Source organism: Pseudomonas sp. 18058, from assembly GCF_902706155.1.
Lineage (GTDB): Bacteria > Pseudomonadota > Gammaproteobacteria > Pseudomonadales > Pseudomonadaceae > Aquipseudomonas > Aquipseudomonas rustica.
In genome coordinates this window covers 18,188-43,810 of record NZ_CACSJY010000003.1, presented here as the reverse complement: position 1 = coordinate 43,810, position 25,623 = coordinate 18,188, and the positions used below count along the sequence as shown (strand labels likewise).

At 60.1% G+C, this 25,623-nt stretch carries 25 protein-coding genes and 1 pseudogene; 14 read left to right on the top strand and 12 right to left on the bottom strand.

The features are described from left to right. Positions 1-127: 127 nt before the first annotated feature. The 3 genes from phaZ (at position 128) to GVL50_RS02430 (ending at position 3,454) form a co-directional block, all read left to right on the top strand. A complete protein-coding gene (gene phaZ / locus GVL50_RS02440; protein WP_007909378.1) occupies positions 128-982 on the top strand; it encodes a poly(3-hydroxyalkanoate) depolymerase in 855 nt (284 codons plus the stop codon). Between the two features lie 138 nt (positions 983-1,120). Further along, positions 1,121-2,803: a class II poly(R)-hydroxyalkanoic acid synthase gene (gene phaC / locus GVL50_RS02435; protein WP_159811615.1), complete on the top strand. Its 1,683-nt coding sequence runs from the start codon at positions 1,121-1,123 to the stop codon at positions 2,801-2,803. Positions 2,804-2,833: 30 nt separating this feature from the next. Then, positions 2,834-3,454 (top strand): TetR/AcrR family transcriptional regulator, encoded by a 621-nt coding sequence (locus tag GVL50_RS02430; protein ID WP_038360043.1) that lies wholly within the window; start codon positions 2,834-2,836, stop codon positions 3,452-3,454. Between the two features lie 260 nt (positions 3,455-3,714). Here GVL50_RS02430 and GVL50_RS02425 read toward each other — a convergent pair whose 3' ends face one another. The 3 genes from GVL50_RS02425 to GVL50_RS02415 all read right to left on the bottom strand — a co-directional run bounded on the left by GVL50_RS02425 (position 3,715) and on the right by GVL50_RS02415 (position 5,582). Beyond that, a complete protein-coding gene (locus GVL50_RS02425; protein ID WP_159811614.1) occupies positions 3,715-4,668 on the bottom strand; it encodes a phasin family protein in 954 nt (317 codons plus the stop codon). Positions 4,669-4,678: 10 nt separating this feature from the next. Further along, positions 4,679-5,101, bottom strand: coding sequence for a phasin family protein (locus GVL50_RS02420; protein WP_008080629.1), 423 nt, complete (start codon positions 5,099-5,101; stop codon positions 4,679-4,681). 205 nt (positions 5,102-5,306) lie between these two features. Then, on the bottom strand, positions 5,307-5,582 hold the full coding sequence (locus GVL50_RS02415; RefSeq protein ID WP_038360037.1) for a polyhydroxyalkanoic acid system family protein: 276 nt from the start codon (positions 5,580-5,582) through the stop codon (positions 5,307-5,309). 166 nt (positions 5,583-5,748) lie between these two features. Between GVL50_RS02415 and ubiE the strand changes: the two genes are divergently transcribed. The 11 genes and pseudogenes from ubiE (at position 5,749) to GVL50_RS29360 (ending at position 14,033) form a co-directional block, all read left to right on the top strand. Beyond that, positions 5,749-6,519 carry a bifunctional demethylmenaquinone methyltransferase/2-methoxy-6-polyprenyl-1,4-benzoquinol methylase UbiE gene (gene ubiE / locus GVL50_RS02410; RefSeq protein WP_008080626.1) on the top strand — a complete coding sequence of 257 codons (771 nt, stop codon included), beginning with the start codon at positions 5,749-5,751 and terminating at the stop codon, positions 6,517-6,519. Beyond that, entirely contained in the window at positions 6,519-7,142 is a 624-nt protein-coding gene (locus tag GVL50_RS02405) for an SCP2 domain-containing protein (protein WP_159811613.1), read from the top strand. The genes ubiE and GVL50_RS02405 overlap by 1 nt, the downstream gene beginning before the upstream one ends. Beyond that, positions 7,139-8,743, top strand: coding sequence for a ubiquinone biosynthesis regulatory protein kinase UbiB (gene ubiB / locus GVL50_RS02400; protein WP_159811612.1), 1,605 nt, complete (start codon positions 7,139-7,141; stop codon positions 8,741-8,743). Before GVL50_RS02405 ends, ubiB begins: the two co-directional genes overlap by 4 nt. Positions 8,744-8,864: 121 nt before the next feature. After that, positions 8,865-9,266, top strand: coding sequence for a phosphoribosyl-AMP cyclohydrolase (gene hisI, locus GVL50_RS02395; protein ID WP_007909357.1), 402 nt, complete (start codon positions 8,865-8,867; stop codon positions 9,264-9,266). Further along, on the top strand, positions 9,259-9,591 hold the full coding sequence (locus tag GVL50_RS02390) for a phosphoribosyl-ATP diphosphatase (protein WP_007909355.1): 333 nt from the start codon (positions 9,259-9,261) through the stop codon (positions 9,589-9,591). Before hisI ends, GVL50_RS02390 begins: the two co-directional genes overlap by 8 nt. Before the next feature lie 25 nt (positions 9,592-9,616). After that, entirely contained in the window at positions 9,617-9,898 is a 282-nt protein-coding gene (locus tag GVL50_RS02385; protein WP_003220847.1) for a twin-arginine translocase TatA/TatE family subunit, read from the top strand. 10 nt (positions 9,899-9,908) lie between these two features. Continuing rightward, positions 9,909-10,364 (top strand): Sec-independent protein translocase protein TatB, encoded by a 456-nt coding sequence (gene tatB / locus GVL50_RS02380; RefSeq protein WP_159811611.1) that lies wholly within the window; start codon positions 9,909-9,911, stop codon positions 10,362-10,364. Next, complete coding sequence (tatC, locus tag GVL50_RS02375; protein ID WP_008080622.1) at positions 10,361-11,152, top strand: twin-arginine translocase subunit TatC; 792 nt, start codon at positions 10,361-10,363, stop codon at positions 11,150-11,152. Before tatB ends, tatC begins: the two co-directional genes overlap by 4 nt. After that, positions 11,149-11,856 (top strand): 16S rRNA (uracil(1498)-N(3))-methyltransferase, encoded by a 708-nt coding sequence (locus GVL50_RS02370; RefSeq protein ID WP_159811610.1) that lies wholly within the window; start codon positions 11,149-11,151, stop codon positions 11,854-11,856. Before tatC ends, GVL50_RS02370 begins: the two co-directional genes overlap by 4 nt. A gap of 260 nt (positions 11,857-12,116) precedes the next feature. Further along, positions 12,117-13,178, top strand: a pseudogene (locus GVL50_RS29365) (methyl-accepting chemotaxis protein); the annotation flags it as partial. Next, positions 13,161-14,033, top strand: coding sequence for a methyl-accepting chemotaxis protein (locus GVL50_RS29360; protein WP_371262351.1), 873 nt, complete (start codon positions 13,161-13,163; stop codon positions 14,031-14,033). The pseudogene GVL50_RS29365 and the gene GVL50_RS29360, both read left to right, overlap by 18 nt. 123 nt (positions 14,034-14,156) lie before the next feature. Here the strand turns inward: GVL50_RS29360 and GVL50_RS02360 are convergent, their stop codons facing one another. The 9 genes from GVL50_RS02360 to hutI form a co-directional block, all read right to left on the bottom strand. Next, positions 14,157-14,891, bottom strand: a complete 735-nt coding sequence (locus tag GVL50_RS02360) for an amino acid ABC transporter ATP-binding protein (RefSeq protein WP_159811608.1) — start codon at positions 14,889-14,891, stop codon at positions 14,157-14,159. After that, a complete protein-coding gene (locus GVL50_RS02355; RefSeq protein ID WP_053116625.1) occupies positions 14,884-15,843 on the bottom strand; it encodes an amino acid ABC transporter permease in 960 nt (319 codons plus the stop codon). Before GVL50_RS02355 ends, GVL50_RS02360 begins: the two co-directional genes overlap by 8 nt. Before the next feature lie 138 nt (positions 15,844-15,981). Next, entirely contained in the window at positions 15,982-16,779 is a 798-nt protein-coding gene (locus GVL50_RS02350; RefSeq protein WP_034152980.1) for a transporter substrate-binding domain-containing protein, read from the bottom strand. Between the two features lie 379 nt (positions 16,780-17,158). After that, the gene (gene mdoH, locus GVL50_RS02345; RefSeq protein ID WP_159811607.1) at positions 17,159-19,729 is read right to left on the bottom strand and encodes a glucans biosynthesis glucosyltransferase MdoH; all 2,571 of its coding nucleotides are present in this window, start codon (positions 19,727-19,729) and stop codon (positions 17,159-17,161) included. After that, a complete protein-coding gene (locus tag GVL50_RS02340) occupies positions 19,722-21,500 on the bottom strand; it encodes a glucan biosynthesis protein G (RefSeq protein WP_178124148.1) in 1,779 nt (592 codons plus the stop codon). The genes mdoH and GVL50_RS02340 overlap by 8 nt, the downstream gene beginning before the upstream one ends. Before the next feature lie 366 nt (positions 21,501-21,866). After that, positions 21,867-22,304 carry a D-aminoacyl-tRNA deacylase gene (dtd, locus tag GVL50_RS02335; protein WP_159811605.1) on the bottom strand — a complete coding sequence of 146 codons (438 nt, stop codon included), beginning with the start codon at positions 22,302-22,304 and terminating at the stop codon, positions 21,867-21,869. Next, positions 22,301-23,272 (bottom strand): prolyl aminopeptidase, encoded by a 972-nt coding sequence (gene pip / locus GVL50_RS02330; RefSeq protein ID WP_053116622.1) that lies wholly within the window; start codon positions 23,270-23,272, stop codon positions 22,301-22,303. The genes dtd and pip overlap by 4 nt, the downstream gene beginning before the upstream one ends. A gap of 251 nt (positions 23,273-23,523) precedes the next feature. Then, positions 23,524-24,327, bottom strand: a complete 804-nt coding sequence (gene hutG / locus GVL50_RS02325) for an N-formylglutamate deformylase (protein ID WP_159811604.1) — start codon at positions 24,325-24,327, stop codon at positions 23,524-23,526. A gap of 10 nt (positions 24,328-24,337) precedes the next feature. Then, positions 24,338-25,543 carry an imidazolonepropionase gene (hutI, locus tag GVL50_RS02320; protein WP_159811603.1) on the bottom strand — a complete coding sequence of 402 codons (1,206 nt, stop codon included), beginning with the start codon at positions 25,541-25,543 and terminating at the stop codon, positions 24,338-24,340. Positions 25,544-25,623: the final 80 nt, after the last annotated feature.

The following is a 25,623-nucleotide window of genomic DNA, read 5'->3' as shown; positions in this document are numbered from 1 at the left end:
CCTGTAGGAGCTGCCGCAGGCTGCGATCTTTTGATTTTTGATTTTTAAAAAACAAAGATCAAAAGATCGCAGCCTTCGGCAGCTCCTACATGGGGTGTGGTGAATTTAAATCCACAGGGCCTGACGCATGCCGCAACCGTTCATATTCCGTACCGTCGATCTGGATGGCCAGACCCTCCGCACGGCGGTACGCCCCGGCAAGCCTCACTTGACGCCCTTGCTGATTTTCAACGGCATCGGCGCCAACCTGGAGCTGGTGTTTCCGTTTGTCGCGGCGCTGGATCCGGATCTGGAAGTGATCGCTTTCGACGTCCCCGGTGTCGGTGGCTCCTCGACGCCTAATCGGCCGTACCGTTTTCCCGGTCTGGCCAAACTGACGGCGCGGATGCTCGATTACCTCGACTACGGCCAGGTCAACGTTATCGGCGTGTCGTGGGGCGGTGCGCTCGCGCAGCAGTTCGCCTACGACTATCCGGAACGCTGCAAGAAACTGGTGCTGGCGGCAACCGCTGCCGGTGCGGTGATGGTGCCGGGCAAACCGAAAGTGTTGTGGATGATGGCCAGCCCACGGCGCTACATTCAGCCCTCGCACGTGATCCGCATCGCACCGCTGATCTATGGCGGCTCGTTCCGTCGCGACCCGACCCTGGCCGCCAGCCACGCGGCGAAAGTGCGTTCGGCGGGCAAGCTCGGTTATTACTGGCAACTGTTCGCAGGCCTCGGCTGGACGAGCATTCACTGGCTGCACAAGATCCATCAGCCGACGCTGGTGCTGGCCGGCGACGACGATCCGCTGATCCCGCTGATCAACATGCGCATGCTCGCCTGGCGCATTCCCAACGCGCAGCTGCACATCATCGATGACGGCCACCTGTTCCTGATCACCCGCGCCGAAGCCGTGGCGCCGATCATCATGAAATTCCTCCAGGAGGAACGGCAGCGCGCGGTGATGCACCCGCACCCGACACCGCTCGGCGGCTAAGGTCAGCGGCAGGCTTTATGCAGGGCTTTACCCGCAATTCGTGGCAGGACGCCACGCAAGCAGCAACCCGTAACAGCGTCTATGGTGTTCTGGTTCGGTGAGTGTGTTTTTGGCCTGAAGACGAAGGAGTGTTGAGTCATGCGCGACAAACCAGCGACGGGCGTGGTGCCCAGTCCCGCCGTGTTCATTAACGCACAGAGTGCGATCACCGGATTGCGCGGTCGCGACTTGCTCTCGACCCTGCGCAGCGTGGCCGCCCACGGTTTGCGTAACCCGGTGCACAGCGCGAAACACGCCTTGAAGCTCGGCGGCCAGTTGGGCCGCGTCCTGCTCGGTGAAACCCTGCACCCGACCAATCCGAACGACAGCCGTTTCGCTGACCCGGCGTGGAGCCTCAACCCGTTTTACCGCCGTAGCCTGCAGGCGTATCTGGCCTGGCAGAAACAGGTCAAAAGCTGGATCGACGAAAGCGACATGAACCCGGAAGACCGCGCCCGCGCGCACTTCGCCTTCACCCTGCTCAACGACGCCGTGGCGCCATCGAACACCTTGCTCAATCCGCTGGCGATCAAAGAGCTGTTCAACTCCGGCGGCCACAGTCTGGTGCGCGGTCTCAGTCATTTGTTCGATGACTTATTGCACAACGACGGCTTGCCACGGCAAGTGACCAAGCAAGCTTTTGAAGTCGGCAAAACCGTCGCGACCACTACCGGCTCGGTGGTGTTTCGCAACGAGATGCTTGAGCTGATCCAGTACAAACCGATGAGCGAAAAGCAGTACGCCAAGCCGCTATTGGTGGTGCCGCCGCAGATCAACAAGTACTACATTTTCGACCTGAGCCCGCAGAACAGCTTCGTCCAGTACGCGCTGAAAAACGGTTTGCAGACGTTCATGATCAGTTGGCGCAACCCTGACGTGCGCCATCGCGAATGGGGCCTGTCGACCTACGTCGAAGCCGTGGAAGAGGCGATGAATATTTGCCGGGCGATCACCGGCGCCCGCGAGGTCAATCTGATGGGCGCTTGCGCTGGCGGGCTGACCATCGCCGCCCTGCAAGGTCACTTACAGGCCAAGCGGCAGCTGCGCCGGGTCTCCAGCGCGACCTATCTGGTCAGCCTGCTCGACAGTGAAATCGAAACCTCGGCCACGCTGTTTGCCGATGAACAAACCCTCGAAGCGGCCAAGCGTCGCTCGTATCAGAAAGGCGTGCTCGACGGTCGCGACATGGCCAAAGTCTTCGCGTGGATGCGGCCCAACGATTTGATCTGGAGCTACTTCGTCAACAACTACCTGTTGGGCAAAGAGCCGCCGGCCTTCGACATTCTCTACTGGAACAACGACAACACCCGCCTGCCCGCCGCGTTTCACGGTGACTTGCTGGACTTCTTCAAGCACAACCCACTGACCCATCCAGGCGGACTTGAGGTGTGCGGCACGCCGATCGACTTACAGAAAGTCACCGTCGACAGCTTCAGCGTCGCCGGCATGAACGACCACATCACGCCGTGGGATGCGGTGTATCGCTCGACCTTGCTGCTCGGTGGCGAGCGACGTTTCGTGCTGTCCAACAGCGGCCATGTGCAGAGCATTCTCAACCCGCCGAGCAACCCGAAAGCCGCGTACGTCGAGAACGCCAAGATGAGCAGCGACCCGCGCGCCTGGTACTACGACGCCAAACACGTCGACGGCAGTTGGTGGCCGCAGTGGCTGGAATGGATACAGCAACGCTCCGGCGCGCAGCACGAAACCTCGTTCACCCTCGGCAACCCGAACTATCCACCGATGGAGGCAGCGCCCGGTACCTACGTGCGCGTGCGCTGACGCTTAACCGAACTTTTCTAAGAAGACTGGATGAAAACCCGCGACCGGATTCTCGAATGTGCTTTGCAACTGTTCAACGAAAAGGGCGAGCCGAACGTCTCCACCATGGAAGTTGCCAACGAAATGGGCATCAGCCCGGGCAACCTCTACTACCACTTCCACGGCAAGGAACCGCTGATTCTCGGGCTGTTCGAACGCTTCCAGAATGAACTGGCGCCGCTGCTTGATCCGCCCTCGGATGTGGAACTGGCACCGGAGGATTACTGGCTGTTTTTGCATTTGATTGTGGAGCGGTTGGCGCAGTATCGGTTCCTGTTTCAGGACTTGTCGAACCTGGCCGGCCGGTTGCCGAAACTGGCCAAGGGGATTCGTCATCTGCTCAATGCGCTGAAGCGTACGCTGGCGTCGTTGCTGGCGCGGTTGAAAGCAGCGGGGCAGTTGGTCAGTGATACCCAGGCGTTGGGGCAGTTGGTGGAGCAGATCACCATGACACTGCTGTTTTCGCTGGATTATCAGCGGATTCTGGATCGTGAGGGTGAGGTGCGGTTGGTCGTGTACCAGATCATGATGTTGGTGGCACCGCACCTGCTGCCGCCGGTGAAGGTCGCCACCGAACGTATGGCCCTGCAATACCTTGAAGATCATGACTGAAATCAAAAGCCCCCTTACCCTAGCCCTCTCCCGGAGGGAGAGGGGACTGATTGGGGGATGTTTGAGATGTACGCCGACCTGCGGCTGTTTTGCCGAATCCATAATCGATAAGGTCTTTCAGGTCGGCGTATAGCTTGAGACACCTCGGTCGGCCCCCTCTCCCTCCGGGAGAGGGCTGGGGTGAGGGTCAGCTTCAAAAACGCCACAAACAAAAACGCCCGACCTTCACAGGCCGGGCGTTTTGTTTTGTCCTGAAAAAATCAGGACTGACTGGTTGGCGTCGACGGGGTCGATGCAGCAGTCGGGGTTGCCACTGGAGTCGGTGCGGCGGCGGAGTTCGACGCGCTTACCGGAGCTGCCGGGGTGGCAGGTTTGGCTGCAGCAGGTGCTGCTGGCTTCGGCGCTGCGGCTTTCGGCGCGGCCGGTTTTTTCACTGCGGGTTTTTTCGCTGCTGCCGGTTTGGCCGCAGGTTTGGCAGCCGGTTTAGCGGCAGCGGTTTTCGCTGCTGGCTTGGCGGCCGGTTTGGCTGCTGCTTTTGTCGCAGGTTTAGCGGATGGTTTCGCAGCGGCCTTAGCGGCAACCGGTTTGGCAGCTGCTTTAGCGGCAGGCTTGGCGGCGGCAGTTTTTGCAGCCGGTTTAGCGGCGGCCTTAGCTTTCGCTGCCGGCTTGGCCGCTGCTTTTGCTGCAGGTTTAGCCGCAGCTTTTACCAGTGGCTTGGCCGCGGTTTTGGCAGCAGGTTTAGCCGCAGCTGTTTTAGCAGCAGGTTTCGCCGCAGCCGTTTTCGCCGCCACAGGCTGAGCTTTCAGACCGGTGAGTTTTTCGATCTGCTTGGTCAGTGTGTCGACCTTGCTGTTGAGCGCTTTGACTTCATTGCGGCTCGGTACGCCCAGGCGCGAAATCGCGCTGTTCAGGCGCTTGTCGAAAGCCCCTTCCAGCTCGTCCCACTTGCCCAGTGCGCGATCTTTCACGCCGCTGATGCGCGACTTGGCCGACGAAGCGGAATCCTTGGCGGCATCGACTTTTTTGCCGACTGCAGACTTGGTGAGCTTCTCGGCTTTCTCGCCGTCTTTGACCAATGTATCGAAGAGCTTGCTGCCGTCAGTGTCGATCTTCGAGTACACGCCTAAACCAGCCAGCCAGATTTTGCGGGAGTAGTCTTCGACTTTCCCGATCCACGAGCTGCCTTCTTTATCGGTGTTCTTTTTACCAGCCATCCCGTTCTCCTTAAGATTTACGCGCGACGCGTTCGAGCAATGCCGTCAGCTCATCGAGCTTAGCAGAGAGTGTCTCAACGTCATGTTTAGACGGAATGCCGATACGATTCAAGGCGCTTGCGACACGGGAGTCGAACGCCTTCTCGACCTTGTCGAGTTGAACTTCGACGCGACCTTTGAAAGAACTCACTTCGCCCTTCGCTTCATCGATCTCGGCGTTGGCCGCTTCGAGTTTTTCGGTGACGGCTTTTTTGCCTTTCTTTTCAACAGTTTGACCAGCTTTGATCAGCTCTTGAAAGTAGTCGCTGCCCTCTTGGCCGACCTTGGCATAGGCACCCAGGCCTGCCAGCCAGATCTTGCGGGCATAGGATTTAACGTCGCTCAGAGCTGTTGTCGAAGCGTCGATTTTTTTCTTCAAAATTACTTTGGCCATGGTGCACCTCACGCGCAGAAGGTTTGAGGAACTGCCCGCGAAAGTGTCGGGCTCAGGCACAAAGTAGGTAGAAAAATTAGAAACGGCACCCTAACAACTGACATAAATCGGTGTTGCCTGAACGAAAAGATCGCAGCCTTCGGCAGCTCCTACAGGGGTACACATTCCCCTGTAGGAGCTGCCGAAGGCTGCGATCTTTTGATTTTCAGACCAGCGCTTTATCGAGGGCTTTTTCGATTTCGGCTTTGATCATGCCGCTCATGGCCGACATCATCAGGCCCAGCTCGACGTCGACCTTGATCGAATCGTCCGCCACATGCACCGCGCCTTTCACGCCCGAGCGTTTGAGGTTCAGGGTGTCGCCCGACCATTGCGGCTCCAGGCCATATTGATCGGAGAGTTTTTGCGCCAGCTTGTCGGCCTTCTCGCGGGCGGCTTCCTTACCCAGGTTGTGGGCACGCTCAACAGTGATTTTGGCCATTGATTGACTCCTGCTTTTTGAATGAGGCGAAAAAGATGTGTCGGTAAATCTTGACCGCCGCTGCGGCAAATCGTCCCGAAGGTTGCCCATCTTACCTTTAGCCATTCCAAGACAAAGCATGGCTTGGGGATTAGAATGTCGCGCATTCTCTTTTGGTGACAGCGATATGACTGATCAGCGCAAAGGCAGCGATGCCGAACCCACCACTCACTTCGGCTTCAAAAACGTTCCGGAAAGCCAGAAAGCGGAAAAAGTCGCTGAGGTTTTCCACTCGGTAGCCGCCAAGTACGACCTGATGAACGACCTTCTGTCGGGCGGCATGCACCGTTTGTGGAAGCGTTTCGCGATCGAACTGTCGGGCGTGCGCAGCGGTAACCGCGTGCTGGACATCGCCGGCGGTACCGGTGACCTGACCAAAAAATTCTCGCACCTGGTCGGCCCGACCGGTCAGGTCGTTTTGGCTGACATCAACGAATCCATGCTCAAGGTCGGTCGTGACCGCCTGCTGGATCTGGGTGTCGCCGGCAACGTCGAATTTGTTCAGGCGGATGCCGAAAAGCTGCCGTTCCCGGACAACCATTTCGACTGCGTGACCATCGCCTTCGGCCTGCGCAACGTCACGCACAAAGAAGACGCCCTGCGTTCGATGCTGCGTGTGCTCAAGCCTGGCGGTCGCCTGTTGGTGCTGGAATTCTCCAAGCCGACCAACGCGCTGATGTCGAAAGCCTACGACGCCTACTCGTTCGCCTTCATGCCGCTGATGGGCAAGCTGATCACCAACGACTCGGAAAGCTATCGCTACCTGGCCGAATCGATCCGCATGCACCCGAATCAGGAAACCCTGAAGTCGATGATGGTCGACGCCGGTTTCGACCGCGTGACCTATCACAACATGACCGCAGGCATCGTCGCCCTGCACCGTGGCATCAAGCCCTGATGTTACTTACCGGGCTGCTCGCCAGCGTTGAACTCGGCCTCAACCGGGTGCTGCGTCTCGACAGCACGGCGCTGCCGCGGCTGGCGCATTTGACCGGCAAAGTGATTGCCGTCGACTGCCGCAGCCCGGCGCTGCAACTGTTCATTTTGCCGAGCGACGAAGGTCTGATGCTGGCCTCGCACTGGGAAACCGGTGTCGACTGCACCCTGCGTGCGCCGGCTTCGAGCCTGATCAAACTGGCCGTGAGCAAAGACAAGACCGCGGTGCTGCACGCCCCGGAAGTCGAACTCGATGGTGACAGCGGCGTGCTGCTGGAGCTGGCCGGCGTGCTGCAAGACCTTGAGCTGGACTGGGAGTACGAACTCTCGCGCTGGCTCGGCCCGGTCGCCACGCAACTGATTGGCGGTCACTTGCGCAGCCGCGCGCGCTGGTATCAACAAGGATTTGCCAGCCTCAACCAGAACCTCGCCGAATACCTCGCTGAAGAATCGCGCACCCTCGTCGGGCAGCGCGAAGCCGAAGCGCGATTCAGTGAACTGGACCGGATCAAAGTTGATCTGGAACGTCTCGAGGCGCGTTTCGAGCGCCTTTCCCGATCCCTCGACCCAAGCGATAACGCATGAAGCTGCTTGCCGTCCGCCGTCTGTTGCGCATCCAGCGCGTCGTGATCCGCTACCGTCTCGATGACCTGCTGTTCGATCTGCCGCTGCCCTGGTTCCTCCTGGCGCTGCGCTATGTGCTGCCGTGGCGCTGGTTCCCACGCAAGCCGCTGGATCTGAGCCGGGGCGCGCGTTTGCGTCTGGCGTTGCAGGATCTCGGGCCGATTTTCATCAAGTTCGGGCAGATTCTCTCGACCCGCCGCGACCTGCTGCCGGAAGACATCGCCGATGAGCTGATGCGCTTGCAGGATCGCGTGCCGCCGTTCGATTCGCAGCTGTCGATCAAGTTGATCGAAGAACAGCTCGGCAAGAAAATCAGCGACGTGTTCAGCCGATTCGACGTCGAACCGCTGGCCTCGGCGTCGGTGGCGCAGGTGCATGCCGCGCAGCTGAAAACCGGCGAAGAAGTGGTGGTCAAGGTTATCCGCCCGGGCCTGAGACCGATCATCGCGCAGGATCTGGCGTGGCTGTTCATCCTCGCCCGCGCTGCTGAAAAGCTCTCGGCCGACGCGCGTCTGCTGCACCCGGTCGACGTGGTGCAGGACTACGAAAAAACCATTTATGACGAACTCGATCTGCTGCGCGAGGCGGCCAACGCCAGCCAGTTGAAGCGCAACTTCGAAGGTTCGCCGCTGCTCTACGTGCCGCAAGTCTATTGGGACTGGTGCCGGCCGAAGGTGCTGGTGATGGAGCGCATCTACGGCATTCAGGTGACGGATCTGGCGACCCTCGCCGATCAGCGCACCGACATGAAAATGCTCGCCGAACGCGGCGTGGAGATCTTCTTCACCCAGGTGTTCCGCGACAGCTTTTTCCACGCCGACATGCACCCGGGCAACATTTTTGTCAGCACCGTCAATCCGTGGAGCCCGCAGTACATCGCGATCGACTGCGGCATCGTCGGCAGCCTGACCCCGGAAGACCAGGATTATCTGGCGCGCAACCTGTTCGCCTTCTTCAAGCGTGACTACCGTCGCGTGGCGCAGTTGCACATCGATTCGGGCTGGGTGCCGGCAGAAACCAAACTCAACGAATTCGAAGCGGCAATCCGTACGGTGTGCGAACCGATCTTCGAAAAACCGTTAAAAGATATTTCATTTGGCCAGGTGCTGATGCGCCTGTTCCAGACCGCACGCCGTTTCAACATGGAAGTGCAGCCGCAACTCGTGCTCCTGCAAAAGACCCTGCTGAACATCGAAGGCCTCGGCCGTCAGTTGTATCCGGATCTGGATCTGTGGAACACCGCGCAGCCGTTCCTCGAGCGTTGGATGCGCGAGCGCGTCAGCCCGAAAGCCTTGCTCGGCAACGTGCAGAGCCAGTTTGAACAGTTGCCGCATCTGGCGAATATGGCCCGCGATCTGCTCGAACGCATGTCCCAGCCGCACGCCTACGACCCGCCGCCACCGTGGCATAAACGCAAGGACGACTGGTTCCTGCGCCTGCTCGGTTGCGCGCATCTGGCCGGCGGGGTGATCCTCGCCATCGGTGGCCCGCTAAACGAATTGGGGCATTGGCCAGCCGGAATCATGGTGGCAGTCGGCTTGTATCTGGTCGTTCGCCGATAGCACGAATCAGCTGCAAGTTATAAGCTGCGAGCTGCAAGCTTGAAGCTACAAGCACACCGCAACTGCTTTTACTTGCAGCGTGAAGCTCGCAACTCGAAGCTGCTTCTGTCAGGAATTGAAGATGAAAAACTGGCTGGACGAGATCAAATGGGACGCTGATGGCCTGGTGCCGGCGATTGCCCAGGATCACAAGACCGGACGTGTATTGATGATGGCCTGGATGAACCGCGAAGCGCTCGAACTGACCGCTGCGGAAAACCGTGCCATCTACTGGTCACGCTCCCGTGGCAAGCTGTGGCGCAAGGGCGAAGAGTCCGGTCATGTGCAGACCCTGCATGAAATGCGTCTGGACTGTGACGCCGACGTGATCATCCTGATGGTTGAACAGATCGGCGACATCGCTTGCCATACCGGCCGTCAAAGCTGTTTTTATCGTGTCTTCGAAAACGGCGACTGGAAAACCGTCGATCCGGTTCTCAAAGACCCGCACGCCATCTATTCCGCAGGACACAAACATGAGTGACACCCTGACCCGCCTGGCCGAAGTGCTCGAAGAGCGCAAAGGCGCAGCTGCCGACAGCTCATATGTAGCTAGTCTGTATCACAAGGGTTTGAACAAAATTCTGGAGAAAGTCGGCGAAGAGTCGGTCGAAACCATTATTGCCGCCAAAGACGCCGCCATCAGCGGCGACTGCAGCGATGTGATCTACGAGACCGCCGACCTGTGGTTCCACAGCATGGTCATGCTCGCCCAACTGGGGCAGCATCCGCAGGCTGTGCTCGATGAACTGGATCGTCGCTTCGGTCTGTCTGGACACGTCGAGAAAGCCTCGCGTCCGTCCGCCTGAACAATTTTTTGAGAGGAACAGCAACATGGGCATTTTTGACTGGAAACACTGGATCGTCATTCTGGTAGTCGTGGTGTTGGTGTTCGGCACCAAGAAACTGAAAAACCTCGGCACTGACGTTGGCGAGTCGATCAAGGGCTTCCGCAAAGCCATGAACGACGACGAAAAACCTGCCGCTGATCCAACCGTGACGCCTGCGCAACCGGTACCACCGGTGCAGCCGCAAGCCACCGCTCAGGCCAACCCGCCGCACACCATTGACGTGCAGGCGCAGAAAGTCGAAGAGCCGATCCGCAAAGACGTGTGAGCACTGACTAATGTTTGGTATCAGCTTCTCTGAACTGCTGCTCGTCGGCCTCGTCGCCCTGCTGGTGCTGGGCCCCGAGCGTCTGCCGGGCGCTGCGCGCACCGCTGGCCTGTGGGTCGGACGGCTGAAGCGCAGCTTCAACGCGATCAAACAGGAAGTTGAACGTGAAATCGGTGCCGACGAGATCCGTCGGCAACTGCACAACGAGCATATTCTGTCGCTGGAGCAAGAGGCGCGGAAGATTTTCTCGCCGGTTCAGCAAGAGCCGACGACTGTTGAGCATGTGGGTCAGCAGACGATTCATGCGCCGACTGCGCCTGCTCCGACACCTGTGCCCGCCGCCGTCGTAGCGCCGACAGAACCGCTGCCCGCGCCTGCAGAAACTTCGGTCGAACACGTAGCTCCAACCGCCGCGCCGATCACACCAGCGCCTCACGACCCTACTCTGCCGCCGCGAGCCCCATGAGCGATCTCCCCGAAAACGACCAGCACATGCCGCTGGTTTCGCACCTCACCGAGTTGCGCACCCGCCTGCTGCGTTGTGTGGCGGCGATCTTCATCATCTTCGCCGGGCTGTTCGCCTTCACCCAGCAGATCTACACCTTCGTCTCGACGCCGCTACGCCAGTACCTGCCGGTCGGCGCGACGATGATCGCCACTGACGTGTCGTCGCCGTTCCTGACGCCGCTGAAACTGACGATGATGGTCTCGCTGTTCCTCGCGATCCCGGTGATCCTGCATCAGATCTGGGGCTTTATCGCGCCGGGCCTGTACAAGCATGAGAAGCGCATCGCGGTGCCGCTGCTGGTGTCGAGCATCCTGCTGTTCTACACCGGCATGGCGTTCGCCTATTACTTCGTATTCCCGCTGATCTTCAAGTTCTTCGCTGCCGCCACCCCGGCCGGCGTGGAAATGATGACCGACATCGCCAGCTACCTCGATTTCGTCATGACGCTGTTCTTCGCCTTCGGCGTGGCGTTCGAGATTCCAGTGGCCGTGGTGCTGCTGGTGTGGATCGGTGTCGTCGACGTCAAATACCTGAAGAAAATCCGCCCGTACGTGATCATCGGCTGCTTCGTGGTCGGCATGATCCTGACGCCGCCGGACATCTTCTCGCAGACCCTGCTGGCCGTGCCGATGTGGATGCTGTTTGAAATCGGCATTCTGTTCGGTGGTTTGATCAGCAAGCGCGAACGTCCGGAAGAAACCCCGGCCGACGACCACAACGACCAGCCGCCAGCGACCCAGGCATGAACCTGCTGTTGCTCGAAGAAGCCGATTTCATTGCGGCCGACCGCGTGGTGCTGCGTGATCGTCGCCTGACCCATATGCAGGAAGTTCACCGTTCGGAAGTCGGTGACAGCCTGCGCGTCGGGCGCATTGACGGGTTGATGGGCTCGGCTGAATTGCTGCGGCTGGACGCAGGTGAAGCTGAGTTGCGCGTCACCCTCGATCAGCCGCCACCGGCGAAATTGCCGCTAACCCTCGTGCTTGCGCTGCCGCGTCCGAAAATGCTCCGTCGGGTGTTTCAGACCGTGGCGACCATGGGCGTGGCGAAGGTGATTCTGGTCAACAGCTATCGGGTCGAGAAGAGCTTCTGGCAGACGCCGTTTCTTGAGCCGGCGGCTATCCGTGAACAACTGATCCTCGGCCTCGAACAGGCGCGCGACACGGTATTGCCGGAGATCGTCATCGAGAAACGCTTCAAGCCGTTCGTTGAAGATCGCCTGCCCGCCATCACTGAGGGCACGCTCGGTCTGGTCGGTCATCCCGGCAACTATCCGCCGTGCCCGCGCGCCCTCAGCGAACCAGTCACCCTCGCCATCGGCCCTGAAGGCGGCTGGATTCCCTACGAGATCGACCTGCTGGCCAAGTCCGGCCTGCAACCGGTGCAACTGGGCGAGCGCATCCTGCGCGTAGAAACCGCCGTCATCGCCCTCCTCGCCCGCCTGTTCTAAACGAACACCGCGCCCCGTGTAGGAGCTGCCGAAGGCTGCGATCTTTTGATGTTGTTTTTTTATAAGCAAGATCAAAAGATCGCAGCCTCGTTTCACTCGACAGCTCCTACAGATCAGCGGATCAGCAGATCAGCAGGTCGGCAATCGGCAGGTGAGCAGATCCAGAGCGCAGGGCCTTCCCGGACAAATGGTGTTACAGATTGCCATCACCCGGCCGATACGCTCCCCATAAGTCCAATTTGTGGTCGGGGAGTTGTCGCATGTACCGTTGGTTAGCCGAGAATCTTGGGAATGTCAGCGTCAAACGCAAGCTGGGTATCGGCTTCGGTCTGGTGCTTTTGCTGACGCTGTTGATCACCTTCACCGGCTGGTCCGGCATGAGCGGCATCATCAGCCGGGGCGACAAGCTCGGGTTTATTTCCAGCCTCAATGAGTACAGCAAAGACTTGCGTCTGGCCCGCGTCGACTACGATGCACGCCGTGGCGAACAAGGCCCGGGCGCGGTCAACGACATGCTCAGCAAACTCGACAGCGGCCTGCAAACCGCGCGCACGCTGATCGAACAACCGGCCGACATCGCCATGGTCGACCAGCAACTGGCTGCCGTCGCCGAGTACAAACGTGCTTTCGCCGACATGATCCAGGCGACCACGCACCGCGAAGACGCGCGCAGCAAACTCGGCGCGAATGCCGACAACGCCGTGGCCAAAGTCTCGGAAGTTGAAAAGGGCCTGCTGCAAGGTGACAGCGTCGCGCAATTCAACAGCGTGGTTGATCTGAGCAAGCTGCTGCAACAGGCGCGCTATCAAGTGCGCGGTTACACCTACAGCGGCAAGGCCGATGCCGAGCAACCCGCGCTCGACGCCATCGAAAATGCTTTGAAATCCCTTGAGAGCCTGCCGTCGAAACTGCCGGAACAGTTCGCTGCCAACCTGCAGCAAGCCGCCGAGTCGATGAAGGCCTATCGCGCCGCCGTCGGCCAGTTCCGCGACGCGCAAACCGCCAGCGGGAGCGCCGTTGCTCGCATGGCAGCCCAGGGCGATATCCTCCTCGATGCCAGTAAAAAACTGACCATTTCCCAGACCGTGGTGCGTGACACCGACGCCGCACACGCGAAAAACATGCTGATCATCGCCACCCTGCTCGCCATCGCTTTCGGCTTGCTGGCCGCGTGGGCGATCACCCGCCAGATCATCATCCCGCTGAACCAGACCCTGAAAGTCGCCGAGCGCGTGGCCGCTGGCGACCTGACCCACAACCTGGTTTCGCAGCGCCGCGACGAACTCGGCCAACTGCAACGCTCGATGCAGAGCATGACCCAAGGCCTGCGCGAGCTGATCGGCGGGATCAGCGACGGCGTCACCCAGATCGCCAGCGCTGCTGAAGAACTCTCGGCGGTGACCGAGCAGACCAGCGCCGGGGTCAACAATCAGAAGATCGAGACCGACCAGGTCGCCACCGCCATGAACGAAATGGCCGCCACCGTGCAGGAAGTCGCGCGCAACGCCGAGGAAGCCTCCGAAGCCGCCGTCGCCGCTGACCAACAGGCCCGCGAAGGTGACAAAGTCGTTGGCGAAGCCATTGCGCAGATCGAACGCTTGGCCGTTGAAGTCGGTCACTCCACCGAAGCCATGGGCGAGCTCAAGCGCGAAAGCGACAAGATTGGCAGCGTCCTCGACGTGATCAAATCCGTCGCTCAGCAAACCAACCTGCTGGCCCTCAACGCAGCCATCGAAGCGGCACGTGCCGGTGAGGCTGGACGTGGTTTTGCGGTGGTTGCCGATGAAGTGCGCAGCCTCGCCCAGCGCACGCAGAAGTCCACCGAAGAAATTGAAGAGCTGATCGTCGGCCTGCAAAACGGCACTCAGCAAGTGGCGACGATCATGGACAACAGCCGCACATTGACCGACAGCAGCGTCGAGCTGACCCGTCGCGCCGGTGGTTCGCTGGAAAGCATTACCCGCACGGTGTCGGCGATTCAGGCGATGAACCAGCAGATTGCGGCGGCTGCCGAGCAGCAGAGCGCGGTGGCGGAAGAGATCAACCGTAGCGTGCTGAATGTGCGGGACGTGTCGGATCAGACGTCGGCGGCGAGTGAAGAAACCGCGGCGTCCAGCGTTGAGCTGGCGCGGTTGGGGACGCATCTGCAGATGCTGGTCGGGCGCTTCAAGGTATAAGCCCCACAGATCATTCCCACGCTCTGCGTGGGAATGCATCCTGTGACGCTCCGCGTCATGCATGAAAGGAACGCGGAGCGTCCCGGGCGGCATTCCCACGCGGAGCGTGGGAACGATCAGTTACTACAAGACCTGACGCAGGAAGGCCTGGGCGCGCGGATCCTTCGGCGCATCAAAGAACTCCGCCGGCGCTGCATCTTCCAGCAATTTGCCGTGATCAAAGAACAACACCCGGCCCGCCACTTCCCGAGCAAAACCCATCTCGTGGGTCACGCAGACCATGGTCATGCCTTCCACGGCCAGGTTCTTCATCACATCCAGCACTTCGCCGACCATTTCCGGATCAAGCGCCGAAGTCGGTTCATCGAACAACATCACCTTCGGCTCCATCGCCAGCGCCCGGGCAATTGCCACGCGCTGTTGCTGACCGCCGGACAGGCGTGACGGAAACTCGTTGGCCTTCTGTGCAATTCCGACCTTTTGCAGCAACTCCATCGCCTTGGCTTCGCGCTCTTTCTTGCCGCGCTTGCGCACGACTTTCTGCGCCAGACAGAGGTTTTCCAGCACGGTCATGTGCGGGAACAGGTTGAAATGCTGAAAGACCATGCCGACTTCGCGGCGGTAGGCGTTGACGTCGGTTTTCGAGTCGGCCAGTTGCAGGCCGTCGATGCTCACCGAGCCCGAGTTAAATTCCTCCAGGCCATTGAGGCAACGCAGGAAGGTCGACTTGCCGGAACCCGACGGGCCGATCACCACCAGCACTTCGCCCTTGGCGACCGTGGTGCTGACGTTATCCACCGCGCGCACCACTTGCCCACGGGTGTCGAAGACTTTTACCAGTTCGCGGACTTCAATCACTTTGCGCGAGCCTCCGCTCAAGCCGGCTGGCGATTTTCGACAGTGGCAGGTTGATCAACAGGTACAGACCGGCGACGCAGAACAGTATTTCGAACGGCGAAAACGAGGTGGTGATGACTTCACGGCCGCTTTTCAGCAGCTCGGTGATGGCGATCACCGACACCAGCGAGGTGTCCTTGACCAGACTGATGAACTGCCCGGCCAGCGGCGGCAGCACGCGTTTCAGCGCTTGCGGCAGCACCACGTGGCGCATCGACTGACCGGCACTCAGACCGAGCGAACGTGCCGCTTCGTTCTGGCCACGGGCGATCGATTGCACACCGGAACGAATGATCTCGGCCACGTAGGCGCCGGTGAACAGCGACAGCGCGGCGATCCCGGCGAACTCGCGGGACAGGTTCATCACCGTGCCGATGAAGAAGTAGAAAATGAAGATCTGCACCAACAGCGGCGTGCCGCGTACCAGCTCGACGTAGATGGTCGAGAGGTCGCGCAAGGTCGGGTTGTTCGACAGACGGCAGAGGCCAGTGACCAGACCGATCAGCAACCCGAGAATCCCGGACACTACCGACAGCCAAAGCGTCGTCCACAGCCCCCACAACAGCGGCCCTGCCGCCCAATGGCGAGTCACACCCACGACGTCGCCTTCAGCCACATCGTCGCCCTGAGCGAATTGCAGGCTGTTCTCGTCGACAGTCAGGTGCTGCTCGTCACCAGCGTCGTTGCGCAGGGTGACCTGCGCGCTGCTGCCCTTGCGCACGAGTTCGGTGACGGTGGAAATGTCAGCGGCGCGCTGGGTTTCTTCGGCCTGATAGGCGAAGTACTGCGGCACACGGTTCCAGCGCCATTCGTAGGACATCAGCGACGTCGCGTAATACAACGCGCCGGCCAGGCCGACCAGCACCAGCACGGTGAGGACGTGCCAAGGCCATTGGGCTTTTTTCTGTTTCATTGCAGGTTCTCGGATGATCGTTCCCACGCTCTGCGTGGGAATGCCGCTCGGGACGCTCTGCGTCCCTGCCTGATCGTGACGCGGAGCGTCACAGGATGCGTTCCCACGCAGAGCGTGGGAACGATCAGCGGATGCGCGTTATTCCATGTCCTTGAGCCACTCGGTGCTCTTGAACCACTTGTCATGGATGCGATCGTAGGTGCCGTCTTCGTGGATCTGGTGCAGGAAGTTGTTGATGAAGTTGAGGCTGTCGTAATCGCCCTTCTTCAGACCAAACGCCAAAGGCTCGTAGGTAAACGGCTTGTCGAGGAACACCAGTTTGCCGGCGCCGACCTTGGTCACCGCGACCACGTTGTACGGGGCGTCGTAGATGAAGGCGTCAGCCTTGCCGTTGACCACGTCGAGCACGGCTTCCTGCTCGTTGTCGTAGCCGTGGTACTTGGCTTTGGAGATCAGCTTCTTGGCAACCATTTCACCGGTGGTACCGAGCTTGGAGGTGATGCGGTAGTCCGCGGTGTTCAGGTCTTTGTAGGACTTGATGGTGCCTTCCAGCTCTTTGCGGATCAGCAAGGTCTGGCCGACAACGATGAATGGTTCGCTGAAGTTCAGGCGCAGGTTGCGTTCCTGGGTCAGGGTCATGCCGCTGCCGATCATGTCGAACTTGTCGGTCATCAGCGCCGGGATGATGCCGTCGTAGCCGGTCGAAACCAGTTCCAGTTTGACGCCCATGGCTTTGGACATGGCTTTGAGAATGTCGACTTCGAAGCCGATGATTTCGCCGCGCTTGTTGGTCATTTCGAACGGCATGTAGGTCGGATCCATACCGACTTTCAACGTGCCGCGCTTGACCGCGTCATCGATTGCGCCAGCCTGCGCCGCATTGACTGCAACCAGTGCCGTGACGCCGACCAGCAGCATCGACAGATACTTCTTCATCTTCAAGTCCCCAAAACCATTGCGTGTGCGGCGCGAAAAACCGACAGAAACAGGCAAAAAAGCCCGGGCGCGCCAATTCGGGGACGGATGCTAACGCACTCGTTTTTTTGCACAAGGTTTAATGGACGATTTGTTTAACAATCAAGATCGCTCCCCCTCACCCCAGCCCTCTCCCGGAGGGAGAGGGAGCCGACCGAGATGTCTCGAGCTAAACGTCGACCTGAAAAATCGAGTCGATTATGGATTCGGTAAAGCAAGATCAGGTCGGCGTATCTCGAACATCCAACTCGGTCAGTCCCCTCTCCCTCCGGGAGAGGGCTAGGGTGAGGGGCTTTTCAGCAGGCCAAAAAAAACCCCGCAACATCGCGGGGTTTCTTCATCAGGCCGGTTGCGCCTGCAAGCTCACCGGTTGCAACGGCAGCAACGGCGCATGCGGATCGGCTTTCACCGAAGCGCGCCAGGCATCCAGCCACTCGGCGTGACCTTCCGCCCAGACCTGCTCATGCAAACGCGCCAGGGCAACAGGATCGCTCAGCAGTTGCAGACGATCATGGTTGTTCAACCCCGCAGGGCCGACCTTCAGCGCGTGACGCACACGTTCCTGACGCAGCCATTCAATCGGTTCGGCCTGACCGTGACGGGAAGTCGCCAGCGAGCACGCCAAAGCGTTCTGCTGCGGATCGACCACCGCGCGGACGAAGCCGTCGTTGAGCGCGTGGTAACGGTTTTCGTGGGTGTACTGATCGGTCGCCAGCAGCGCCTGTGGCGGATTGTATTCCTCAGGGATGAGGAACAGGCTCTCGTCACGGGATTTCAAGCCCAGACCGACACGGCTGGAGATCACCGATACCGGGATCGACAGCATCAGCGAACCGACGATCGGCACCAGCCACCAGAGGAAGCTCGGGTTCAGCCAGACCACCAGCAGCGCCCAGAAGAAGCCCAGCAGGGTTTGCGGGCCGTGGCGTTTGACCGCCTCGCTCCAAGGTGTCGAGTCGTCGTCACGTTGCGGTGAATTCCAAGTCGCGGCCCAGCCGAGGAACGCGGCCAGAACGAAACGCGTGTGGAAAATCATCCGCACCGGCGCCAGCAGCATGGAGAACAGCATCTCCAGCAGCATCGACAGGGTCACCTTGAACTTGCCGCCGAACTCTTTCGCGCCCTTGGCCCAGATCAGGATGATGCTCAACAGTTTCGGCAGGAACAGCAGCACGATAGTTGTCGAGAACAGCGCAATCGCCTTGTCCGGGTGCCATTGAGGCCACAATGGATAAAGCTGACGTGGTTCGAGGAAGTACTGTGGCTCCATCAATGTGTTCACCGCCAGCAGCGCGGTCGACAACACGAGGAAGAAGAACCACAACGGCGCCGACAGGTACGACATCACGCCGGTCAGGAACACCGCACGGTGCACCGGGTGCATGCCTTTGACCAGGAACAGACGGAAGTTCATCAGGTTGCCGTGGCACCAGCGACGGTCACGCTTGAGTTCGTCGAGCAGGTTCGGCGGCAGTTCTTCGTAGCTGCCCGGCAAGTCGTAGGCAATCCACACGCCCCAACCGGCACGGCGCATCAGCGCGGCTTCAACGAAGTCGTGAGACAGAATCGCACCGGAGAACGCCCCTTTACCTGGCAACGGCGCCAAGGCGCAGTGGTCGATAAACGGCTTCATGCGGATGATCGCGTTGTGACCCCAGTAGTGGGATTCACCCAACTGCCAAAAGTGCAGGCCAGCGGTAAACAGCGGGCCGTACACGCGGGTCGCGAACTGCTGCATGCGCGCATACAGGGTGTCCATGCCCGACGCACGCGGCGCGGTCTGGATGATCCCGGCGTCCGGCGTGGCTTCCATCAAGCGCGCCAGACTGGTCAGGCACTCGCCGCTCATCACCGAGTCGGCGTCGAGCACAACCATGTACTTGTAGTCACCGCCCCAACGACGGCAAAAGTCGTCGAGGTTGCCGCTCTTGCGCTTCACCCGACGGCGACGACGACGGTAGAAGATCTTGCCGAAGCCTTTGGCTTCGCGACAGACGTCCAGCCAGGCCTGTTGCTCGGCGACGCAGATATCGGTGTCGTTACTGTCGCTGAGGACGAAAAAGTCGAAGCGATCGAGATCACCGGTAGCCGCGACCGATTCGAACGTAGCGCGCAGACCGGCGAATACGCGCGGTACGTCTTCGTTGCAGATCGGCATTACCAACGCGGTACGGGCGTCCTTGGCAATCGGCTCGTTGCCGGCGCTTTTGCCGGAGATACGGTATTTATCGTGACCGGTGAGCAACTCGAGGAAGCCCATCAGCGCCGTCCAGAAACCGGCCGACACCCAGCAGAACAGAATCCCGAAGAGAATCAGGATGCTGGTTTGCAGCGCATACGGCAGCACTTGCGTGGCGGTCTGCAGCAGCGGCTGGTGCAGGACTTCGTCGAGATCGACGAACGACCAGCCCTGGTACGGCATGATGCCTTTCATGTACCAGCCAGCAACGATGGTCTGGCCGAGCATCAGCACCAGCAGAATATAGCGACGGATCGAACCAACGGTGCGCCAGCGCGCCGCCGGCAGAACGTTTTCGTCCTTCGGCGGCTGTGGCGGGTTGGTGCGACCGGTCAGACGGCGCCAGCCACGCACCAGAATATTGGTGCGCCACGGCTCCGGAACCACCTTGGTGCGGCGGATCGGCGGGGTGGCCTTGAGGCTGACCCGACCGCTGGCGTCGAGCACCAGCATTTCCGCTTCTTCCAGCTCTTCAGCCGTGCTCAGCGTCAGGCGCTTGCCCACCGAAGCCTGGGCGGCTTCGGCAGGGGCGTCGAACGTCGAAGACGACAGGCGTTCATGCAACTCGCTGAAAGACTGGCAGCCCGCGAGTTCCGCGCGCTGCTCGTCGGTCATCGGCAGATGCGCCAGATACTCGGACAGAGTCTCTGGCTGTACTTGAGAGTTACTCATCGGCAGGCAACTGATAGCTCCAGGTCTCGGTGATGACTTCTTCAGTCGGCGCCGATTCCGGTGTGGCTGGGGCCGCGTCCGCAGCTACAGGCTGCTTGGCGTCTTTGTTGGCCTTGTCCTTGGCATCTGCAGCGGGCTTGGCATCGGCCTGTTGAGCCTGTTTGGCCTCGGCTGCCTTGGCTTCCTTGTCTTCTTTCTCTTGTTGCTTGGCGGCAACCTTGTCGGCCTTGGCCACGGACGAGTTGGACGCCGGTACCGACGACTTGGCCAGATCAGCCGTTACCACCGGCTGAACCAGTGCGGCACGCATCTCGGTCGACTTGCCTGCGTCTTTGATTTTCATCCGCAGGGTCAAGCGCCAGCCCTTGGTTTCCGGGTTGTAGCGCACGCTGTTCTCGACCAGTTCGGCGTTGTCGCCGACGCTGACCTGACTGCGAACGTCAGCGTCCGGGGCCAGGGCCGCCAGCGATGGACCTTCGAAATCGACCAGATAAGCAACGCTGCCATCCGGCTGACGGATCAGGTTCGATTGCTTGACGTCACCGGTCGAACGCAGAGTCTGCGAGACCCAGGCACTGTCCGGCGCGTGAATCGCCGCTTCGTCCATCGTCCAGTGCATGCGGTAAGCGAAGTCCAGCGGCTGGCCCGGCTCCGGCATTTTTTCCGGGCTCCAGAACGCAACGATGTTGTCGTTGGTTTCGTCGGCGGTCGGAATCTCTACCAGATCAACGGTGCCTTTGCCCCAGTCACCCTTCGGCTCGATCCAGGCGCTTGGACGCTTGTCGTAGCGATCGTCGAGGTCTTCGTAGTGGCTGAAGTCGCGACCACGCTGCAGCAGACCGAAACCACGCAGGTTTTCGACGCTGAAGTTGCTCACGGCCAGGTGTTTAGGATTGTTCAGCGGACGCCAGATCCACTCGCCGTTGCCGGCATGGATCGACAGACCGCTGGAGTCGTGCAGTTCACGACGGTAGTTGAGGACTTTCGACGGCTGGTTGGCGCCGAACAGGAACATGCTGGTCAGCGGTGCGATGCCCAGTTTGCCGACCTTGTCACGCAGGAACATCTGCGCTTTGACGTCGACAATGGTGTCGCTGCCCGGACGCAGGATCAGACGATAGGCACCGGTGGCGCGCGGCGAGTCGAGCAAGGCGAAGATCACCAGATGCTTGTCGCCCGGCTTCGGCTGCTGAATCCAGAACTCGCGGAAACGCGGGAATTCTTCGCCCGACGGCAGCGCGGTATCAATCGCCAGACCACGGGCCGAGAGGCCGTAGGTGTGGCCCTTGCCGACAACGCGGAAATAACTCGCGCCGAGCATGGTCATGATTTCGTCTTGCTTGTCGGCCTTGTTGATCGGGTACAGCACACGGAAACCGGCATAACCCAGTTGTTCAGTGGCCTTAGGATCGAATTTCAGGTCGCCGAAATCGAAGCGGGTCGGATCGTATTTGATCTCTTCGACGGTGTTCGCCGTGATTTCGTTGATTTTGACCGGCGTGTCGAAGTGCATGCCCTGGTGATAGAAGGACAACTTGAACGGGGTCTTCTGATCAGCCCACTCAGCCTTTTCGGTGAGGAAGCGAATTTTTTGATAGTCCGCGAACTTCATGTCGCGGAACTCGTTCGGCAGGTTGCTGCGCGGGGCTTCGAACTTCTGCCCGGCCAGCTCTTTTGCCTTGGCCGATACATCGTCAAGATTGAACGCCCAAAGCTGACCGGCGCTGAGCAGGCACAGGAGCGCCGAGCCCGCTACCAGAGCACTTCGCATGCGTTTGGCAGACAATTTTGCTGCATTACAGGGACTAACAATCACGAGCAACCCTCGCCGAAAACAGATCAATAAACCAACGGCCAGATGAAGTGCCTGTAGGGTTTTCGGCAGTGAAAAACCGACCTTCCAGAACACTCTTGCCAAGTTGGCGAGCATTGTTCCGACTCCGCTGGGGCAAAATGATTCCCCAATCGGCTCCGGACAAGTCTCTACCTAAGTCAAAACGGACCAACGAACGCTGATCCCCGTAGCGCGCGATTATCTAGTAGCCCGCATGACAAAGCATCGGGGGTAACCAAGTATTTATCGCGAAAAATGCCTGTTTTCAGTCGAAACGCCCTTAAAAAGATGTTTCAAGCGCTTTCAGGTCTGTAACAGGAAGGTTACCGGGCCATCATTGACCAGGTGCACCTGCATATCCGCGCCGAATCTACCTGATGCCACAGTGCCATGCATCTGTTTCGCTTTGCCTAATAGATAGTCGAACAATTCCTCGCCCAGGGCCGGAGGTGCTGCGCTGGAAAAACCCGGGCGCAGCCCGCTCTTGGTGTCGGCTGCGAGGGTGAACTGAGAGACCAGCAGCAACCCGCCGCCAACATCCGCCAGGGACAAGTTCATCTTGCCCTCGGCGTCGCTGAATACCCGATAGTTAAGCAGCTTATGCAGAAGTTTGTCGGCGCTGGCACGCGTGTCGTCGGGTTCGACCGCCACCAGCACCAGCAAACCTTGATCGACCGCGCCTACCACCTCGCCCGCCACTTCGACCCGCGCGCGACTGACGCGCTGCAAAAGGCCCTTCATGCTTCTTCGGGCGGCAGGTCGAGCAGGCGTCGCGCCATGTTGCCGGCCGCACGCACCAGCGCATCGGTGATGCCCGGTTCGGAGGCGGCGTGGCCGGCGTCGCGGATCACCTGCAATTCGCTGTTCGGCCAGGCTTGATGCAGTTCCCAGGCATTGTCGAGCGGGCAGATCACGTCATAACGACCGTGAATGATCACGCCCGGCAAATGCGCGATCTTGCCCATGTCGCGAATCAACTGGTTCGGTTCAAGGAACGCGTTGTTGGTGAAATAGTGGCATTCGATCCGTGCAATCGACAGCGCGCGCTGCGGCTCGGAGAAACGATCGACCACCAGCGGGTTCGGCCGCAGGGTCGCGGTACGCCCTTCCCATGTCGACCAGGCTTTGGCCGCGTGCATCTGCGCAATCTGGTCATTGCCGATCAGGCGTTTGTGGAAAGCGCTGAGCAGATCGTCGCGTTCGTCCAGCGGGATCGGCGCGATGTAGTCCTGCCAGTAATCAGGGAACAGACGGCTGGCACCGGCTTGATAGAACCACTCGATTTCCTGCGGACGGCAGAGAAAGATCCCACGCAGGATCAGACCATGAACACGTTCCGGATGAGTTTGCGCGTAGGCCAGCGCCAGCGTCGAACCCCACGAGCCACCGAACAGCACCCATTTTTCGATGCCCAAGTGTTTACGGATGCGCTCAAGGTCGGCGACCAGATCCCAGGTGGTGTTGTTTTCCAGGCTGGCGTGCGGCGTGGAGCGACCGCAACCGCGCTGGTCGAAGGTCACAATGCGATACAGATTCGGATCGAAATAGCGCCGGCTCTGCGCGTCGCAACCGGCGCCGGGGCCGCCGTGGATGAACACAACCGGCAAACCCTCCGGTGAACCGCTTTCGTCGACGTACAGCGTGTGGGTGTCATCGACAGCCAGATCGTGCCGGGCGTGAGGTTTGATCTGCGGAAACAAAGTCTGCATTGCGCGCTCCGTAAGGGGTCGAGGTCATCCCTGGGGGGACTTCTATTATTCTGCCGTTGGGCATCATAAACCCGATTTACGTCAATGAGCATGCTCCGGAGCCTGATCGTTGATCGTTCCCACGCTCTGCGTGGGAATGCAGCCCGTGACGCTCCGCGTCACTGGACGCGGAGCGTCCCAAGAGGCATTCCCACGCGGAGCGTGGGAACGATCAAAAGATCGCAGCCTTCGGCAGCTCCTACAAAGGTGGATCAGCCGGTGTAGTGAGACTTTGCCCAGGCCAGATAGCCTTGTAGCAGTTCCTTGAGCACGACTTGCGTCGGCTCGGCCAGGTCGGCGCGATAGCGGAACGGTTCGAACTCTTCCATGTAGGTGCTCTGGCACAACTCCAGTTGCACGGCGTGGATGTTCTCGGCCGGGTTGCCGTAATGCCGGGTGATGTGACCCCCCTTGAAGCGGCCGTTGAGCACATGGCTGTAGTGGCTGTGGCCGGCGCAGATTGCTTCGAGCTGACTGGCCAGTTGCGGATCACAACTGGCGCCGTTGAAGGTGCCGAGGTTGAAGTCCGGCAGCTTGCCGTCGAACAGGTGCGGGATGATCGAACGGATCGAGTGCGCATCGAACAGCAACGCGTAACCGAACTCGGCCTTCAATCGCGCCAGCTCTTCTTGCAGGGTGCGGTGATACGGCGTCCAGATCTGCTCCAGATACGTCGCGCGTTCTTCCTTCGACGGTTCGTGCCCTTCGCGGAACAACGGAATGCCATCGAACAACGTCGCCGGATACAGCCCGGTGGTCGCCCCGGCGTATAGCGGCTTATCGTCGGACGGTCGATTCAGATCGATGACGAATCGTGAATACTCAGCCGCCAACGTGCTCGCGCCCAGCTCTTCGGCAAAGTCGTACAGCTGCGGAATGTGCCAGTCAGTGTCCGGCAGGCTTTTCGCGTCAGGGATCAACCCGGCTTCCACCGCAGGCGTCAGGCGTACGCCAGCGTGAGGCATGCTGATCAGCAGCGGCACGCGACCTTGTTTGAAGTTCAGAACCTTATCCACAACCGCTCTCCTACAGACTTGATTCGACGCCGTGACGGACGACGCGTTTGTCCAGATCACCACCCAGCCAATAGGCCAGATCCGCCGGACGATCGATGTGCCAGGCAACGAAATCCGCGACCTTGCCGACTTCCAGCGAACCGTGAGTGTCGGCCATGCCCAGTGCTTGCGCGGCATGAATCGTCGCACCGGCCAGGGCCTCTTCCGGGGTCATGCGGAAACAGGTGCAGGCCATGTTCAGCATCAGCCGCAACGACAGCGCCGGCGAAGTGCCGGGGTTGAGGTCGCTGGCAATGGCGATTTTCACCTTGTGCTTGCGCAGGGCGTCCATTGGCGGCAACTGGGTTTCGCGCAGAAAGTAGAACGCGCCCGGCAGCAGCACGGCGACGGTATCGGCTTCGGCCATGGCGATGGCGTCGGCCTCGTCCATGAACTCCAGATGATCGGCAGACAACGCCTTGTAGCGCGCGGCGAGGCTGGAGCCGTGCAGCGAGGACAATTGTTCGGCGTGCAGCTTCACCGGCAGACCGAGTTGTTGCGCGGCGATAAACACGCGCTCGACCTGCTCCGGCGAGAAGGCCAGGTATTCGCAGAACGCATCCACGGCATCGACCAGACCTTCGGCGGCGAGCGCGGGGAGCATTTCGTTGCAGACCAGATCGATGTAATCGTCGGCGCGATCCTTGTACTCCGGCGGCAGTGCGTGGGCGGCCAGACAAGTGCTGCGCACGCTGATCGGCAGCTGTTTTTCGAGGCGACGGATGACCCGGAGGATTTTGCGTTCGTTGACCAGATCGAGGCCGTAGCCGGATTTCATTTCGACCGTGGTCACGCCGTCGCGCATCAGGCTTTTCAGGCGTTTGGCGGCGCTGGCGAACAGCTCGTCTTCCGTCGCTTCACGCGTAGCGCGCACGGTGCTGGCGATGCCGCCGCCGGACGCCGCGATCTCGGCATAGCTGACGCCTTGCAGACGCTTTTCAAATTCGCCGCTGCGGTTGCCGCCGAACACCGTGTGGGTGTGGCAGTCGATCAGGCCGGGGGTGACCCACGCGCCTTGCAGATCATTGACCGCCGGGTATTCGCCGGACGGCAGTTGATTGCGCGGGCCGATCCACTCGATGAGCGCACCGGACGTCACGATGGCCGCATCCTCGATGATCGAGTAGACGCCTTGCGCCATGGTTGCGACGTGGCAGTGTTGCCAGAGGGTTTTCATCCCAAATCCTCGTCTTGTGATCGTTCCCACGCTCTGCGTGGGAATGCAGCCCGTGACGCTCCGCGTCACTGGACGCGGAG